Source organism: Arthrobacter sp. yr096, from assembly GCF_900108925.1.
Classification (GTDB): domain Bacteria; phylum Actinomycetota; class Actinomycetes; order Actinomycetales; family Micrococcaceae; genus Arthrobacter.
In genome coordinates this window covers 421219-436833 of sequence record NZ_FNYI01000005.1, presented here as the reverse complement: position 1 = coordinate 436833, position 15615 = coordinate 421219, and the positions used below count along the sequence as shown (strand labels likewise).

Annotated in this window: 12 protein-coding genes; 6 read left to right on the top strand and 6 right to left on the bottom strand. The window is 64.2% G+C overall.

The genetic code is table 11. The annotated features are described in order from the left end of the window. Nucleotides 1–2: 2 nt before the first annotated feature. From BMY91_RS15355 to BMY91_RS15345, 3 genes are all read right to left on the bottom strand, one after another. Nucleotides 3–1142 (bottom strand): Gfo/Idh/MocA family protein, encoded by a 1140-nt coding sequence (locus tag BMY91_RS15355; RefSeq protein ID WP_090823391.1) that lies wholly within the window; start codon nucleotides 1140–1142, stop codon nucleotides 3–5. Nucleotides 1143–1311: 169 nt separating this feature from the next. Further along, nucleotides 1312–2676 carry an MFS transporter gene (locus BMY91_RS15350; RefSeq protein ID WP_090823389.1) on the bottom strand — a complete coding sequence of 455 codons (1365 nt, stop codon included), beginning with the start codon at nucleotides 2674–2676 and terminating at the stop codon, nucleotides 1312–1314. Nucleotides 2677–2910: 234 nt separating this feature from the next. Further along, nucleotides 2911–3717: an IclR family transcriptional regulator gene (locus tag BMY91_RS15345; RefSeq protein ID WP_090823387.1), complete on the bottom strand. Its 807-nt coding sequence runs from the start codon at nucleotides 3715–3717 to the stop codon at nucleotides 2911–2913. A 130-nt stretch (nucleotides 3718–3847) separates the two neighbouring features. Between BMY91_RS15345 and BMY91_RS15340 the strand changes: the two genes are divergently transcribed. The 4 genes from BMY91_RS15340 to BMY91_RS15325 all read left to right on the top strand — a co-directional run bounded on the left by BMY91_RS15340 (nucleotide 3848) and on the right by BMY91_RS15325 (nucleotide 7872). Next, complete coding sequence (locus tag BMY91_RS15340; RefSeq protein WP_090823385.1) at nucleotides 3848–4744, top strand: LysR family transcriptional regulator; 897 nt, start codon at nucleotides 3848–3850, stop codon at nucleotides 4742–4744. A 111-nt stretch (nucleotides 4745–4855) separates the two neighbouring features. Continuing rightward, complete coding sequence (locus BMY91_RS15335) at nucleotides 4856–5188, top strand: YciI family protein (protein WP_090823383.1); 333 nt, start codon at nucleotides 4856–4858, stop codon at nucleotides 5186–5188. A 9-nt stretch (nucleotides 5189–5197) separates the two neighbouring features. Then, nucleotides 5198–6247: an alcohol dehydrogenase catalytic domain-containing protein gene (locus BMY91_RS15330; protein ID WP_090823381.1), complete on the top strand. Its 1050-nt coding sequence runs from the start codon at nucleotides 5198–5200 to the stop codon at nucleotides 6245–6247. Further along, complete coding sequence (locus tag BMY91_RS15325; RefSeq protein ID WP_090823379.1) at nucleotides 6244–7872, top strand: FAD-dependent oxidoreductase; 1629 nt, start codon at nucleotides 6244–6246, stop codon at nucleotides 7870–7872. Before BMY91_RS15330 ends, BMY91_RS15325 begins: the two co-directional genes overlap by 4 nt. 713 nt (nucleotides 7873–8585) lie before the next feature. Here the strand turns inward: BMY91_RS15325 and BMY91_RS15320 are convergent. Further along, a complete protein-coding gene (locus tag BMY91_RS15320) occupies nucleotides 8586–9317 on the bottom strand; it encodes a glutamine amidotransferase (RefSeq protein ID WP_090823376.1) in 732 nt (243 codons plus the stop codon). A 174-nt stretch (nucleotides 9318–9491) separates the two neighbouring features. On the opposite strand from BMY91_RS15320, the gene BMY91_RS15315 reads away from it, so the two are divergent. Continuing rightward, complete coding sequence (locus tag BMY91_RS15315; protein ID WP_090823512.1) at nucleotides 9492–10718, top strand: MFS transporter; 1227 nt, start codon at nucleotides 9492–9494, stop codon at nucleotides 10716–10718. 175 nt (nucleotides 10719–10893) lie between these two features. Then, nucleotides 10894–12234 (top strand): ammonium transporter, encoded by a 1341-nt coding sequence (locus BMY91_RS15310; RefSeq protein WP_090823374.1) that lies wholly within the window; start codon nucleotides 10894–10896, stop codon nucleotides 12232–12234. A 166-nt stretch (nucleotides 12235–12400) separates the two neighbouring features. Here BMY91_RS15310 and BMY91_RS15305 read toward each other — a convergent pair whose 3' ends face one another. Both BMY91_RS15305 and BMY91_RS15300 read right to left on the bottom strand, forming a co-directional pair. Next, a complete protein-coding gene (locus BMY91_RS15305) occupies nucleotides 12401–12997 on the bottom strand; it encodes a DnaJ family domain-containing protein (protein WP_090823372.1) in 597 nt (198 codons plus the stop codon). 256 nt (nucleotides 12998–13253) lie between these two features. After that, the gene (locus tag BMY91_RS15300) at nucleotides 13254–15551 is read right to left on the bottom strand and encodes a SulP family inorganic anion transporter (protein ID WP_090823370.1); all 2298 of its coding nucleotides are present in this window, start codon (nucleotides 15549–15551) and stop codon (nucleotides 13254–13256) included. Nucleotides 15552–15615 lie beyond the last annotated feature (64 nt).

Sequence of the window (15615 nt, the reverse complement as noted above, 5' to 3'; positions counted from 1 at the left end):
GGTTAGCCTGCCACTTTCTCGCGGCTCCGCAGCTCGGCAATAGCTGCGTGTGCGGGCTGAACGGGTGCGAAACGCACGGGTTCCCCGGTTCGTGAGGACTCGTAGACGGCGAGCAGTATCCGCAGGGATCTGAGGGCATCCTTGCCCGTAATGGCCGGTTCCGTCCCGTGTTCCAGTGCCTGCACAAAGTCCTGCACCTGCAGTTTGTGGAACGGGATCAGCTGGCCGTTAATGATGGACAGATCGACGTTCGGTTCCACGCCTTCCGGGTGGACAGGCTCGACGACGATTCGCTCGCCTACTGCCCACAGGTCCAGCCGGCCGTCGCTGCCTTCTGGAAACTCCGTGAGGGAAGCCGAAGCCCCTGTTTCGCCGGTGATGCGGAGCTGGATCCCGAGGTTGGGTGACACCGCGGTGGAGGCCTCCAGCGTCGCCATGGCTCCGGACGCGAAGGTGATCACCGCCGTCGCCGAATCCTCTACTTCTATGTAATCGCCGTGTCGGTAGGTGTGGACCTTGCCGTAGACCTCGGCGACGTCCCCCAGATACCACTGGAGCAGGTCTATCTGGTGGACGGCCTGGGACATCAGGACCCCTCCGCCGTCGCTCTCCCACGTGCCACGCCAAGCATCCCGGTTGTAGTAGTCCGGGGCGCGGTGCAGCATCACCGAACACTGGGCCATGATCGCCTTGCCCAGCGTGCCGTCGTCGATGGCGGTGCGGATCTTTTGCGAGGCAGGCCAGAAGCGGCGCTGGAAAAGTACCCCCAGCTGCACCCCGGCCTCCTCGCAGGCCGCCACCATGCGCTCGGCCGACTCCAGCCTGGTGGCGATGGGCTTCTCGCAGAGTACATTCACCCCCGCCGCAGCAGCTTTCAGCACCACATCCTCGTGCGTGGGATGCGGAGTGCAGACGGAAACAATGTCCAGGCCCAGGTTCAGGAGCTCCTCCACGCTTGTTACCGCGTGCGGCACTCCCCAAGCCGTGGCTGTGGCTTGCGCCTTGTCCGGGTCGACGTCGCACACGCCTATGATCCGGACATTATCCAAGGCCCGGAAAGCCTCCAGGTGGTTGCGGGAAATGGCGCCGCAGCCCGCGATTCCAACGCGGAAAATACGGGTTGCCGGAGCTGAGGGAGTCATGGGGGTATCCAACTTTCGGACTGGGTGGTTGCTGGGTCTTGCTTGGTTGCTGGGTCTTGCTCGAGTGCTGGGTCTTGCTTGAGGGCTGGTGGACGGCAGGGTGCTGGCGGCTCGAAGTGGGTGCCGGCCAGGTGCCGGGCGGCTGGGAGGTGCCGCCCGGCGTCGTGCTTTAGCTGTTTACCTGCGCGCTGCGCGGCTTACCGAGGTCCTCCAGCGGGACGTTGTAGGTCTCGCGGGCTGTCATGATGGCGATCGCAGAAGCCGCCAGGCAGAGGATGGTGAAGCCGGCCACGGGCATCCAGCCGTTGGGACCGGGCTGTGCCAGCAGCGTTGCGATGGCCGGTGCGAAGCCGGCCAGGATCAGGCCGATCTGGCTGCCGATCGCCATCCCGGAGTAGCGGACCGCGGCCGGGAACATCTCCGGGAAGAACACAGTCCACACACCGTTCCAGCAGGAGTAGAAGACCGTCATGTTCAGGAAGCCGAACAGGAAGATCAAGGCGATGTTCTGCTCACTGATGGCCCAGAAGTATCCGACGGTGGTCAGTGCGCAGCCCAGGGCTCCCACCAGCAGGACCTTCTTCCGGCCGATGCGGTCCGAGATCATTGCGGAGATGGGAATGGTCACCATGGAGAGGCCGATGGTCACAGCGTTGACGGTAAGCATGAGGGTTCGGTCGATGCCCACGGCCGGTCCGGTGGCGTAGGCCAGGGCGTACACCGTGAAAGTGGTCTGCATAACCGAAAAGAGCATCACCACGCCAACACGCAGGACGTCGCGCCATTGCGTCTTCAACACTGCGACGGCGGGGATCGCTTTGGGTTTGTTGTGCTCCACGATCTCTTCGAAGACCGGGGGCTCATCCAGGCGGGTCCGGATCCAGTAAGCCACGGCGAGGACCACTACCGAGAGCCAGAACGGTACACGCCAGCCCCAGCTCAGAAGCTGTTCCTCCGGCAGAGCCGCCAACGGAATAAAGACGATGGTGGAGAGCACCATTCCCGAGGCGTAACCAGTCATGACGAAGCTGGTGAAGAAGGCACGGCGGCCTTCCGGCGAATGCTCCATGGTGAGCGTCGAGGCGCCGGCAGCTTCGGCTCCGGCGGAGAATCCCTGTGCCAGCCGGCCCACCAGCAACAACGCCGTTGCCCAGTAGCCAATCTGCCCATAGGTGGGGAGGAAACCGATGCCAATCGAGGCGACGCCCATGATCACCAGAGTCACCATCAGTGCCTGCTTACGGCCAATCTTGTCGCCGTAGTGGCTCATCACGAGCCCACCCAGAGGCCGGGCGAGGTAGCCGACACCGAACGTAGCCATGGCTCCAAGCAGCGCTACCACGGGGTCGCCGCCCGGGAAGAAGATCTTGGGGAAGATCAGCGCTGCGGCCGTGCCATAGATGAAGAAGTCGTAGTACTCCAAGGTGGATCCGAGGAAGGAGGCGAGTGCCGCCTTCTTCGGCATTTTGACGTGTTCAACCGGCGCTGCCGTGTTGTTGACGTCGGAGGGCGAGTGCTGCTGCACGTATCCCATACTGTCTCCTCATTGAGTGCCGCGGGAAGGGGCACCGCCATGGTGCCTTGCCCGGCAAAGAATTAGATGAGGCCCGGATCGCCGGCTGCCGCTTTGTTGTGCAGCCCATCCGGTGGCCGTTGATAACGACTCCGGGATATGTGCTCCAGATCACAGGCGATTGTTCCTCTGGGATCGACTGTAGGACTCAGGTCACACGCTGAGGGGACTCTTCCCGTTGAACGGGATATTGGACTAAGCAGGCCCGGCCGGAGACAACCACGGACGCGAGCCGTACGGACGGCGTTCAGCTCCCATGGTGCGTGAGAGGCCGCGGCCTGCGGCCACCAGCACGGGCAAAATCAGCCCCGCGTCTTCATCCACAGAAGGCACGACGACGGAAATGGCACCTATGACGGCTTGACCCTGGCCAAACACGGGCACGGAATAGGCCGTGTTCTCCGCAACAAGGACCCCTACCAGCCGGGCGTAGCCACGCTCGCGGATCAAGGCGAGGTGGCTGCGGATCTTCGCGGGATCCGTTTCCGCGGCGGGCGTGGTCTTTTCCAACTGCCTGGCCAGGAAGCGGTCCTGGACCCAGCCCGGCATGTGCGCCATCATGGCCATCCCGGAGGAGGTGGTGTGGATGTCCAGGCGGCCGGCTACCTCGGCCAGGTTCATGACGGTTCCGTGCCTGTCCAGACGCTCCAGGTACAGCACGCTGCCGGTTTCCACATCCGGAATTGACAGAGCCACATGCTCCCGGACCGCCGCATGGACACCCTCCAGGAAGGGCAGCCCCCGGCGCCTGAACTCCTCCAGCGGATTGCTTCGAGAGGCCAGCTCCCACATTTTCATGCCAACGCCGAATTCACCCGACGCGTTGCGTTCCAGGAGGCCGTTGGCCGCCAGGTCCATGGCCAGCCGGTGCACGGTACTGCTGGACATCCCGGTCATCCGGACCAGCTCCTTGAGCGGAAGCCAAGGCTGACCCTTGGAGAACGCATCCATGATTTTTACAACCCGCTCAATGACGGACTCCCCCGACGCCGAGTTTGCCACGATGCCTCCTTTTGATCCCCCGGCTCTTGCCCCGGCCACCCGGACCTCCCGGCCGCCACGGCCACCCCGGCCACCCCGGCGTGAAACCCAATATAGCCTTGCACTGGACTCGGAAAATCTGGGAGGCAACGTGGAACTGCGGCAAATTGAGGCCTTCCTGGCTGTGGCCGAGGAATTGCATTTCGGCCGTGCAGCGGAGCGGCTCCGGATGGCGCAATCGCCACTCAGCCAGACCATCAAGAAGCTCGAAAAGGGCCTGGGTGCGGCGCTCTTTGAACGCAACACCAGATCCGTCACCCTCACCACGGCAGGCCATTCACTCCTGCCGCATGCCCGCAGAATCCTTGAAGAAGTGGACCTGGCGCAGAGGGCGGTGAGTGCTGGTTCCGGGACTGTCTATGGCAAGCTCGCCATCGGTTTTTCCGGGGCGTTGAACCACACCACGCTCCCACCGCTGACCCGCGCTTTACGCCAGCAGTACCCGCAGCTGGAGGTGAGCTTGCACGGCGGATTACTGACCCAGGAAGCTCTTCAGCAACTGGGCAACGGCGCACTGGACCTTGCCTTCATCGGTCTGCCGGTGGACGCCCCGTCCTTGGCCACCCGTCGGATCGCGACCGAACGTTTGGGCGTCACTTTGCCAACGGATCACCCGCTTGCGGCCCGGTCTTCGGTGGACATCAGCGAGCTTGCCGGGGACCCCTTCATCACCATGCCCGCTGCCCAGGGATCCACCCTGCGGGAAGTCACCCTATCGGCCTGTGCTGCCGCCGGTTTCCGCCCGAGGATCAGCCAGGAAGTAGCCGACCCGTACACAGCGCTCTCCTTGGTGGCCAGCGGCGTGGGGATCAGTCTCATGCCGGCATCGATCGAGGGAATCATGCCCGCCGGCACCGTTTTTCTGCCGCTCGACGGCGACGACGTCCTGCTGCTCTCCGGACTGGCTTGGAACCCGGGAGCTTTGACCCCGGCGCTCCGGGCAGCACTGCTGCTGGCCGAAGAAGTGCTACCCACGCCCGCCATCTAGTCATTATGTGAATTTGGCACATAGTTTTTGACCAACTAAGTATTGGACAAGATCTAATTGCGTGCCCAGCATTGAGGAGAGCCCCACCCACTCAATGAAGAGGACAACCTCATGGCCACTTTCGCTGTTACCTACGCCTATTCAGAATCCACGTCCGCGCGGCGGGACACGGTCCGCCCGTCTCATGTCGAGTTCCTCAAAGCCCAGTTCGACGGCGGTCGCCTCCTCAAGAGCGGACCTTTCGGTCCGGAGGAAACTCCCGGCGCCCTGTTGATCATTGCCGGGGATTCCAAGGCCGACGTCGAAGCGCTCATGGACCAGGACCCGTTCCATGAGGCCGGGCTCATCCAGGAACGCACTGTGCGCCAGTGGAACATCTTCTTCGGTGCCGAGCCTGTGGTGCAGGACGCTCAGCCCGCGGGCCAAGCTACGGCGCAGGTCTGAGGTCCCGGAATGCTGTCCGCTGTCACCGTCTCCAAAGAAACCATTGAATTCCGGGACTCCCCTGCGCCCACCCTTCAACCAGGCCACGCCCTGGTCCGGGTCCACAACGTCACCCTCTGCGGCACCGACCTCCACATCTGGGAGGACGACTACCCCACCGATTTGCCGCTCATCCAAGGGCATGAATTTTCCGGCATCGTGGAGGCACTCGCACCAGAGGATGCCCATCATTTCAGCGTCGGTTCCCGGGTGTCAGTCAATCCCATCATCTTTTGCGGCAAGTGCCGCCCGTGCCTGACGGGCCGCTATAACGTCTGCCAAAACGTGGGTTGCCTGGGATGCTACTCGGACGGGGCACTCACTGAACTGATCAGCGTCCCCCTGGACAAGCTCTGCCCGGTGCCGGACGAGCTTCCGCTGGACATCGCTGCCATGGGAGAACCCGCGTCCATCGCCATGCAGGCAGTCAACCGCGGACGGCCCCAGGCCGGGGAAACCGCGCTGGTGCTGGGCAGCGGTCCCATCGGTTTGTTAGCCACGCTGTATCTGGCAGAACTCGGAGTCACCGTGGTCTGCGCCGATACCGAGCAGCACCGCTTGGACCTCGCCGTCGAATTCGGCGCCACTGAGACCCTGCTGGTCACCCCTGGCACAGACTTCCCGGACACACATCAAGGACCTCGGTTGGCTGCACTCACCGATGGCTACGGGCCCCAGCTGGTCATCGAGGCCACGGGCGTTCCGTCCTCGTTGGAGAATGCCATCAGGCTGGTGGCCAGTGCGGGAAGGATCGTCCAAGTAGGCATTTCGCCCAGGCAGGCGAACGTTTCCATGAAGGACATCCCTTACAAGGAACTGGACATCATGGGCAGCCGCATGAGCCTGAACCTCATCCCGGACGGCCTCGCATTGCTGGCGCGCCACCCCGGGCAGGCCCGTGCTCTCATGACCCACCGTTTCGCCTTCGCCGATCTTCAGCAGGCCTTCCGTCTGATGCAAGGACGCACGGAGAAAATCGGCAAGATCCTCATCGGGATGCCGGCAGGAACCACCGCATGAGCACCCCTATCCTCACCGCACCCGAGCAACTCAACGCGAGCTACGACGTCGTGATCATGGGCAGTGGCGCAGCAGGGCTGGTTGCTGCCGTCCGCGCAGCTGATGCCGGACTCAGCGTCTTGGTTGTTGAAAAGGCGGCCCTGCTGGGTGGCACGACGGCGGCCGGCGGCGGCGTCATGTGGGCACCAAACAACCACCTCGCCCAGGCTGCAGGGTACCAGGACAGCCATGCCGACGCCGTCGCTTACCTCTCGGAGGCGGCCGGGCACGTGATGACCGCCGGGGAGATCGAATGGTACGTGTCCACAGCGCCGCGGGCCGTGGAGTTCCTCAACGTGAACACCAAGGTGTCCATGATTCCCATCGCGCGGCCGGACTACCACATGGAATGGAAGGGGGCCGCGAACGGTGGCAGGGGTCTGGACAATAGCGCGTTCGATCCGCGTGCATACCCCGGCCTCTCTGAGCTGATCCGGCCATCGTCCTATTTCCCGCTGCTCACCATGACCGAGCGCGATGAACTCAACGGTCGCGCTGCCGACCCATCGTTGCTGGAACGCCGGGCCTCCACAGGTATCCGGACCATGGGTGGTGCACTCGTCGGGAGCCTCCTCGCGAGCGCTGTGGACCGTGGCGTTCACATCGTTGCGGCCAGTCCTGTGGAGGAATTGTGGCGCACGGATGCTGGATGGCAGTTGACCCTCGGCGGAACCGCGGCCGGAGCGCACGTGGCCGCGACCGCCGTCGTGATTTCCTCCGGCGGCTTCGAATGGAACCCGCGGCTCCGCAAAGCTTTCCTCCCCCACCCTGTGACGCCCATCAGTGCACCGTCCAACGAAGGCGACGGCCTGGAACTCGGACTCACAGCCGGCGCGGCTGTGGAGGACATGTCCGCAGTGTGGGGTGTCCCCGTTATTTCGACGGCGGCCCATCAGTACGACGAGCGGCGGTCGGGCCGTATGGGGAACGTGGAGATGACGCTTCCTGGGTCCATCACAGTGAACAGCGACGGGCGCCGTTTTGTGAACGAGGCCCTCAACTATCACGATGCCAGCAGGGTCTTCGCGTCCATCAATCCACACACCGGCAGGCAGCAGAACAATCCTGCGTGGTTGGTGTTCGACGCGAAGTACCTCGGCAAGTACCCGGTGGCCGGTTCGACGCCGGGCTTGGCATCCGAGTGGATGGTGTCCGCGCCCACGTTGGAGCTGTTGGCCCAGGAAGTGGGCATCAATCCGGCCGGACTCGCTGGCACGGTTGCCCGGTTCAACGCCGACGCCGCAGTGGGCGTGGACACCGAGTTCGGCAGGGGTGCCACTCCGCAGGACTGCTTCTTGGGCGATGCCGGGAACACCCCCAACCCTTGCCTGGCGCCCCTGATGGCGGCACCGTTCTACGCCGTTCCCATCCATGCCGGGGTGCTGGGCACGTCCGGCGGGCTGGCTACGGACTTCGACGGGCGCGTGCTGGACCATCGGCAACAGGTGATTCCGGGACTCTATGCGGCGGGCAACGTTTCAGCCGGGGTCTTCCGCAACAACTATCCCGGCGGCGGCGCAACCCTGGGCTCGGCGATCACGCGTGCCTTCGCGGTGGGCGAGGACCTGGCGGCCCGGCTCACGTAGCCGCACCTTGCGGGCACGAACGCCCGACGGCGACTTCCGCCGTCGGGCGTTCGCGTTGCCAGGCCCACTCCGCGCCCTAATTCAAGCGCCAGGCCCGCACACCAGGCCCCACAACAAACCCACCCCCACAATGCCAGGCCCACTCCGCGCCCCATTTCAAGCACCAGGCGCGCACACCAGGCCCCACAACAAACCCACCCCACAATGCCAGGCCCACTCCGCGCCCCATTTCAAGCACCAGGCCCGCGCACCAGGCCCCACAACAAACCCACCCCCACAATGCCAGGCCCACTCTGCGCCCTATTTCGAGCGCCGGGGGCGCAAAGCGGGCCCCACAACAAACCCACCCCACAATGCCAGGCCCACTCCGCGCCCTATTTCGAGCGCCTGGCGCGCAAAGCGGGCCCCACAACAAACCCACCCCACGTTGCCAGGCCCACTCTGCGCCCTATTTCGAGCGCCAGGGGCGCAAACCAGGCCCCACAACACACACCCCCACAATGCCAGGCCCACTCTGCGCCCTATTTCGAGCGCCAGGGGCGCAAACCAGGCCCCACAACACACACCCCCACAATGCCAGGCCCACTCTGCGCCCTATTTCGAGCGCCAGGGGCGCAAACCAGGCCCCACAACACACACCCCCACAATGCCAGGCCCACTCTGCGCCCTATTTCGAGCGCCTGGCGCGCAAAGCGGGCCCCACAACGAGGGGGCTAGCGGGCGTAGCGTTCCGTGAAGTTCCTGAGCACACGCATGGGCTCCGTCACGGATGATTGACGGGCGGTCTCGATGAGGTCGTCAGCTGTGTGCGGAGGGAAGTAGCCGGCGTTCTTGTAGATGTTGATGCGCGTGATGAGACCGTCGGCATCCAGTTCGGGGTGGAACTGTGTTGCGTACAGGTTCTCCTTGATCCGGAACATGTGAACCGGGCATGCCGCCGAACTCGCCAACAGCACCGCGTTCGGGGGCAATTGGCTGCATGCCTCTTTGTGTCCGACGAAGGCCTCGAACGTGGGCGGGACGCCCTGCAGCAACGGGTCGCGCTGCCCGTCCGAGGTCAACATGATGTCGGTTGCCCCCACGGGCTCACCAAAACGGCGGTCAATGACCGCTCCCTGATGCACGCCCAAGGTCCCGACGCCGTAGCAGGCGCCCAGGAACGGGAAGTCCTGAGCCACGATCCGGTCCAGCAGCCCTGAGAGTTCCGCCTCAACGCGGATCTGGTCTGCGCTCTTTTCCTCCACAGGATCGCTGGAGGTGTAGGGGCTGCCGCCGACGATCACGCCGGAGTAGTCGGACAGCTCAAGGGGCGGCAGAGGCTCGGATTCCAGCCGCAAACGGACCAGCTCCTCCGGTTTCAGGCCGCAGTACCGGAGGTAGGCCTGGTACTCGTCATCGGCTGCGGCGTCTTCGGCGCGGGTGGCCAGCAAGAGGAAGGGCTTCACAGGCCCAGTCTGCGCGAGGAATGGCTGGCGTACAAAGTGTGTTGCTAGCGGGAGGGGGTTTCTGACAGAGACTCCCTCCCGCCGCCGTGGCCACTTAGCGTTGTATGAACCCCCTTAAACAGCACCCCCCGAGCATGACCCATCCCTGAGGAGCAATCTTTGAAGCCGGACCCTTTGGTCGTCGGAACACCATCACCCGAGGCGACGCCTGCCCAAACGCAGCAACCGAAGAAGATCCCGTGGGGCGGGCTTCTTGTCCTGGCCGCCGCGGGCTTCACTGCGGTGACCACCGAGCTCCTGCCCTCGGGGCTGCTCCCACAAATCAGCCGTGACCTTGGAGTTGAAGAGTCGGCGGTGGGTTCGCTGACGGCGGTCTACGCGGCCATCATCGTCTTCACCGCCCTGCCGTTGTCCCGCTTCCTGGCCGGACGGGTTCCCCGGAAGACGCTCCTGATCGCGACGGTGCTCGCCTTTGCCCTCAGTAACGTCCTGCTTGCCCTGAGCCCCACGTTGGGCTGGGCGATTGGGGCAAGGCTCCTTGGCGGAATTGCTCACGGCATGTTGTGGTCCAGCATGGCACCCTATGTGGCACGCATTGTTCCCGCGCACTCCGTGGGCAAAGCCATGGCTGTGGTGTTCAGCGGCAACAGCATCGCACTGGCCGTGGGAGCGCCCATTGGTACGTTGATGGGCTCCCTCATGACCTGGCGTGCATCGTTCCTTGTCCTTGCCGGTGTGGGTGCGCTGCTGGCTGTGTTGGCTTTCTGGCTGCTGCCCGGAGCGCACGACCATGCCAGCCAGAAGACTCCATCCCTGCGCGCAGCCATGAAGCTGCCCGGAGTGATCGCTGTGGCCATTGCCTGGCCGCTGTTGCTGCTGGCCCACTTCACGCTGTTCACCTACGTAGCGCCGTTCCTGCTCGCGTCCGGGTTGCCGGAATCCGCCACCAGCATCTCCCTGTCGGTGGTGGGCATCGCTTCCTTGGTGGGCATCTGGATTGCGGGCATGACCGCGGATTCCCGTCCACGTGCGTCGGTGATTGCCGCCGTCGTGCTCTTGACGCTTGCCTTTGCCCTGCTGCCCGCGCTGGGCGGCACGTGGGTGGGCGCGTTCGCGCTGATGACCCTGTGGGGAATCGCGTTCGGTGCCGTGGGGATCTACAACCAAGCGGCCATTCTCCGTGCCGGAGGTGAGCACAAGGATGCTGCCAATGGCCTCACGGTGGTCACCATCCAGCTGGGCATTGCTGTCGGAGCAGTGTACGGTGCCTTTGCCCTCACCACAGTCGGGGCACAACTGGTGCCGCTGGCGGCCGCAATCCCCACGGCGATCGCGCTGGTGATCATCATTGCCAGCAGGCGCGGCGGTTACCCTGCTGGACCCCGGGAGAAGCGCCGTTAACATTCCCGAAACACGCCAGTGACGTGATCTTCACGAACCAGGGATTTCTGTAACTTTCCTGCAACTTAGCTCTTCTGAGTCGGAAACATAGCTCACCGAATATTGATCGGGGGGCTAGCGAGGGCCGGACATATCCAGGCCCGTTTCGGACAGGCTTGATCAGAAGGGAACGCAGGTGGAGATCTCTGCGCAACACGTCTGGCTGATGTTGTCATCGGCAATGGTGCTATTCATGACCCCGGGCCTCGGCCTGTTCTACGGCGGCATGACCCGCGCCAAGGCTGCGCTCAACATGATCATGATGAGCTTCATCTCGGCGGGCATCGTCGGCGTCGTGTGGGTCCTGTGGGGCTACTCGATGACCACCGGCGACGGCTTCCTCGGCCTGTTCGGCAACCCCTTTGCCCACTTCGGCCTGCAGGATCTCATCGGTTCACCGGACCTGATCAAGGCAGGCTTCGCGGCAACGTTCGCCATCATCACCGTTGCCCTGATCAGCGGCGCAATCGCCGACCGCGCCAAGTTCGGCGCCTGGGCAGTGTTCGTCCCCATCTGGGTCACCGTTGTCTACTGCCCGCTGGCCTACATGGTCTGGGGCGGCGGGCTCATGAGTGCCGGTGGCGCGCTCACCGAGATCTTCGGACAGGTCATCGACTTTGCCGGTGGCGCTGTGGTTGAAGTCAGTTCCGGAACCGCCGCTTTTGTCCTCGCATTGATCGTGGGAAAGCGTCACGGATTCGCCAAGGACCCCAACCACCGTCCGCATAATGTCCCGTTCATCATGATCGGCGCGGCAATCCTGTGGTTCGGTTGGTTCGGTTTCAACGGTGGCGCCGCCACAACGGCTGAGCAGGCCGGCCTCATCTGGGTCAACACCCTGGTTACTCCCGCAGCGGCCATGCTCAGCTGGCTGGTGGTGGAGAAGGTCCGCCACGGACACCCCACGTCGCTGGGTGCAGCGTCCGGTGTGGTTGCCGGCCTGGTTGCCATCACTCCGTCCTGCGCCAACATCACCCCGCTCGCCGCACTGGGCCTGGGGCTGGTTGCCGGCGCTGCCTGCGCAGTGTTCGTGGACCTCAAGTACAAGTTCGGTTTCGACGATTCCCTGGATGTGGTGGGCGTGCACTTCGGCGCCGGCGTCATCGGCACGCTGTCCCTCGGCTTCATCGCGTTCCCCCAGGAGGGTGTTGCCGGTGGTCTTCTCTACGGTGGAGGCCCGCAGCAGCTCATCGCACAGACCGTTGCCGTGCTGGTGACCATCGCATTGTCCGGCCTGGGCACCCTGGTCATAGGCCGTGCCATCCACAAGACCATCGGTTTCCGCGTCACTCACGAGCACGAAGTCACTGGTGTGGACCTCACCCAGCATGCGGAGTCGGCCTACGAGTTCGGGCTCACCGCCCACGGGCACTTCCGGCAGCAGCAGGCGCACCTTTCCTCGCTGATCAGCAGGAAGCCTGCCCCTTCCACTTCCGAGGAAGCCCGGTCCAGCGCCAAGGAAGACAGCTTCGCCTGACATCACCCCAAAACCAGAGCAGCCGACGGTGGATCGATAGTCCCACCGTCGGCTGCTGTTATGTTGCGGCCAAATTCTGCTGGATCATCCGCGCGCCCAGCAATTCCAACCCTCTGGATGGCGGGGTTTTCCGGTGACGAGGTGGCCGATGATCCAGCAGAATTTGTCATCCCGTGCCGTTCCAGATCCGCTGCCACCACGTCCGCTTGGCCACCGGTCCGGTTTCTGGCTCAGGTGGAGCCGCGGCGGACCTGCGATTGCGCCACCGTTCCAGCTCTGCGTCCACGTCACGAAGTTTGGTGATCACGGGTGGGCCGCCTTGTAATTGCCGACGCGCCTCGATCACGCGTTTGTTGAAGTCCTCAAGGATGTCCCTGACCTGTTTATCGGTGTATTGCTGGTCCAGCTTGGCATCGAGGTCGGCGTCTTCGATTCTGAGCAGGATGGCAGGTGGGCCGATGCCGCTGAGGCGTTCGCGCTGGATGAGGCCCTTGACCCACCAGTCGGGGTCGTAGTGTTCCCCCAGCCCGGGGATGGGTTTTCCGGCGTATTTGAGGTTGTCGAACTTGCCCTGGTTCATGGCATCGCGGATCAGGTATTCAACACGGGCGGCGTCGTCCACTTTGCGGCGCTTTTCCCGCTCTTCGGCGTCCGCGGCCTCAAGCTCAGCGTCTTCTTCCGCACTCCCGCCCCAAGACCGCACTGCCCGCAGTTCGGCACCGCGTTCAAGCCTGCGCCTGAAGGCGTTGTTCCCGGCATTCATGTTCCGCCACCTCCTCGCACCTCAGCACGCGCCTGCCGGACATCGTGGTTGTGAATCCGGGTATCCGCGCGTTGCTCCACGTGGGTCCCGGGCCTCCACCACCCACTTTAAGAATGAAACAGCCCCGACACGCCGTCAAAGAGGAGTGTCGGGGCTGTTGTCCCCCCCATAGTGGGTGGCGGCGGCCCACAGTCGGTGACGGCCGCCCACAGTGGGTGGCGGCCACCCACAGTTGGTGGCGGCGGCCCGGGCGGGACTAGGAGCGAAGCGCCATGCTCGGATCCAAATGCTCGATGCCCTCCGGAGTCACCAGGACCACCCGTGCCGAGGCGATGTCGTAGAACAGACCGGTGGCCTGTACCCGACCGGAGGCAAGGGCCGGTCCCGTGACAGGGTGCTCTTCCAGCTTCCGGAGCTGCAGCGCAACATTCACCATGCTGAGCTGATCCAGGTTGCTGTATCCCTGGGCTTCAGCGGCCAAAGCCACAGGATGGCCTGCCAGCAAAGCGGAGTGGCTTGGCCGCGCATGCTCAAGCCAGGAATCGAAGCCGGCACCAAGGGCGGGTGCAGAACCTTGGGCGTCAGCAATCACGGCCTTCATCGCACCGCAGTTTGAGTGGCCACAGATCACGATCGAATCCACGGACAGTGCCTTGACCGCAAAGGACAGCGCAGAGTCGATCGACGCATCGCGGCCATCGCTGCACACCACATTGCCGATGTTCCTGAGGGTCAGGAGATCACCGGGGCCACTGCTGGTGATGAGGTTTGGGTTGACCCGGGAGTCGACGCAGGCCACGAACAGCGTGTCCGGGTTCTGGCTTTCGGTGAGGTCCTGTACCAGGGGGCGGACCTTGTCCGCGTGCCGGCGATGGTATTTGTCGATGCCCAGGAGGATCGAGCGCAGTGGCAGCTGCCCGCCGTCGTCGTCCGCTGTTGGGCGGTCACTGGACGGTAACCAGGACGTGCGCGGCGGAAGCGGGAATTCGCGCGGGTCCTGTCGCTGCGGGGTGTTGTCCTCGGCGTCCGTGAATGCGGTGGTTCCGTGCTCTTCCAGAACCACCGAGGCGCCGGTGTTGCGGTGCTGCTTCTGCCAGGCGACCAACGCTTCGCGGAAGGCATGGTCAAGGTAGTCGGCGTTGAGTTCCACTACAGCGTCCTGGCCTTCGGGAACGGAGTGGAGGACGCGGTTGAGCCGGGGCAGCGCGAAGAAGCTGCATGATCCGGCGATGGTGACGCGCCACGGGAGACCCGGGCCAGCGGGCGCATGCGCGTGGATCTGCGTCCGGAGCACGCGCCACAGCACGCAGAGGGCCGCGAGCGCCAGGCCAATCATCACGCCTTCCAGCAGGTTCAGGACCACCACGCACACCAGGGTGACGCTGTAAACCAGGAGCTCGCCGGTGCGGAGGCTGGTGCGGATATCGGCAACCTTGATGAGCTTTGCCCCGATGACCAGCAGAAGGCCGGCCAGCACGGATAAGGGAATGAGCTGGATGAGCCCGGCGAACAGAGCGGAGAACACCAGCACCCAGACGCCGTGGAGGATGGCGGATGTTCGGCTGGCGGCACCCGCTTCAACATTGGTGGCGCTGCGGACGATCACGCCGGTCACCGGCAGGCCACCGAGCATGCCGGATACCATGTTGGCCGAGCCCTGGCCCACCAGTTCACGGTTGAGGTTGGTGCGCGAGCTGCCGTGCATTTTGTCGACGGCGACCGCTGACAGGAGCGATTCGATGCTCGCGATGAGTGCCACCGTGATGACGGCCATGCCCGCTGCACGCCAGTTGCCATCGGGCAGGCTTGGCAGGGCGATTGCGTCGAAGATGGAGCCGCTGAAACTGATGCGCTCCACGCCCGGCGCCACTGCAACGGATACAGCCGTTACCGCGACGACGGCGGCCAGCGGTCCGGGGACTTTCCGCACCGCAGAAGGGAGGTACTTCCACGCCAGAAGAATCGCCACCACGGCCAGGCCCAACAGCGCCGAGTGCAGCTCGACGTTGGTAATGGCCGCTGGCAAGGCGGTCAGGTTTTCGACGGCGGACCCAGCAGCCTGGCCGCCGAGCAGCACGTGGATTTGCTGCAGGATGATGGTGATACCGATGCCCGCGAGCATCGCCTTGACCACCACAGGCGACACTGCCAGCGCGGCCCGGCCTATGCGGCTGACACCCATCAGTAATTGCACGACGCCGGCAGCGGCCGTGATGGCGCACGTTACCGCCCAGCCGAATTCGTCGACGAGACCGGCAACGACGACGGTCAGGCCGGCGGCGGGGCCACTCACCTGCAGTGGGGAGCCACCCAGGCTGCCTGCAACAATGCCGCCGACGGCTGCGGCGATGAGCCCGGCCATGACAGGGGCTCCGGAAGCAGCGGCGATGCCCAGGGAAAGGGGAAGTGCGACGAGGAAAACTACAAGGGAGGCGGGAAGGTCCGCCCCGAGGTTGCTGAGGAAGCTTGGCCTGGAGGTACCTTTTCCCGGGTTCTTACCCGGCGGGCTGTGCGAGTCGGTGGGAACGGTAGCGGAATCATTGGGTTGCGGCATGAGTGATCCTTGGGCTCGGGAATGCTGACCCTTCAAAGCTACGAAACTTGTCACCGTTAATGAC

Bases quoted from the DNA above. Each gene is read 5' to 3' on its own strand.
- BMY91_RS15305 (WP_090823372.1), bottom strand. From the start codon at position 12,997: ATGAATGCCGGGAACAACGCCTTCAGGCGCAGGCTTGAACGCGGTGCC.
- BMY91_RS15335 (WP_090823383.1), top strand. From the start codon at position 4,856: ATGGCCACTTTCGCTGTTACCTACGCCTATTCAGAATCCACGTCCGCG.
- BMY91_RS15350 (WP_090823389.1), bottom strand. From the start codon at position 2,676: ATGGGATACGTGCAGCAGCACTCGCCCTCCGACGTCAACAACACGGCA.
- BMY91_RS15330 (WP_090823381.1), top strand. From the start codon at position 5,198: ATGCTGTCCGCTGTCACCGTCTCCAAAGAAACCATTGAATTCCGGGAC.
- BMY91_RS15325 (WP_090823379.1), top strand. From the start codon at position 6,244: ATGAGCACCCCTATCCTCACCGCACCCGAGCAACTCAACGCGAGCTAC.
- BMY91_RS15300 (WP_090823370.1), bottom strand. From the start codon at position 15,551: ATGCCGCAACCCAATGATTCCGCTACCGTTCCCACCGACTCGCACAGC.
- BMY91_RS15355 (WP_090823391.1), bottom strand. From the start codon at position 1,142: ATGACTCCCTCAGCTCCGGCAACCCGTATTTTCCGCGTTGGAATCGCG.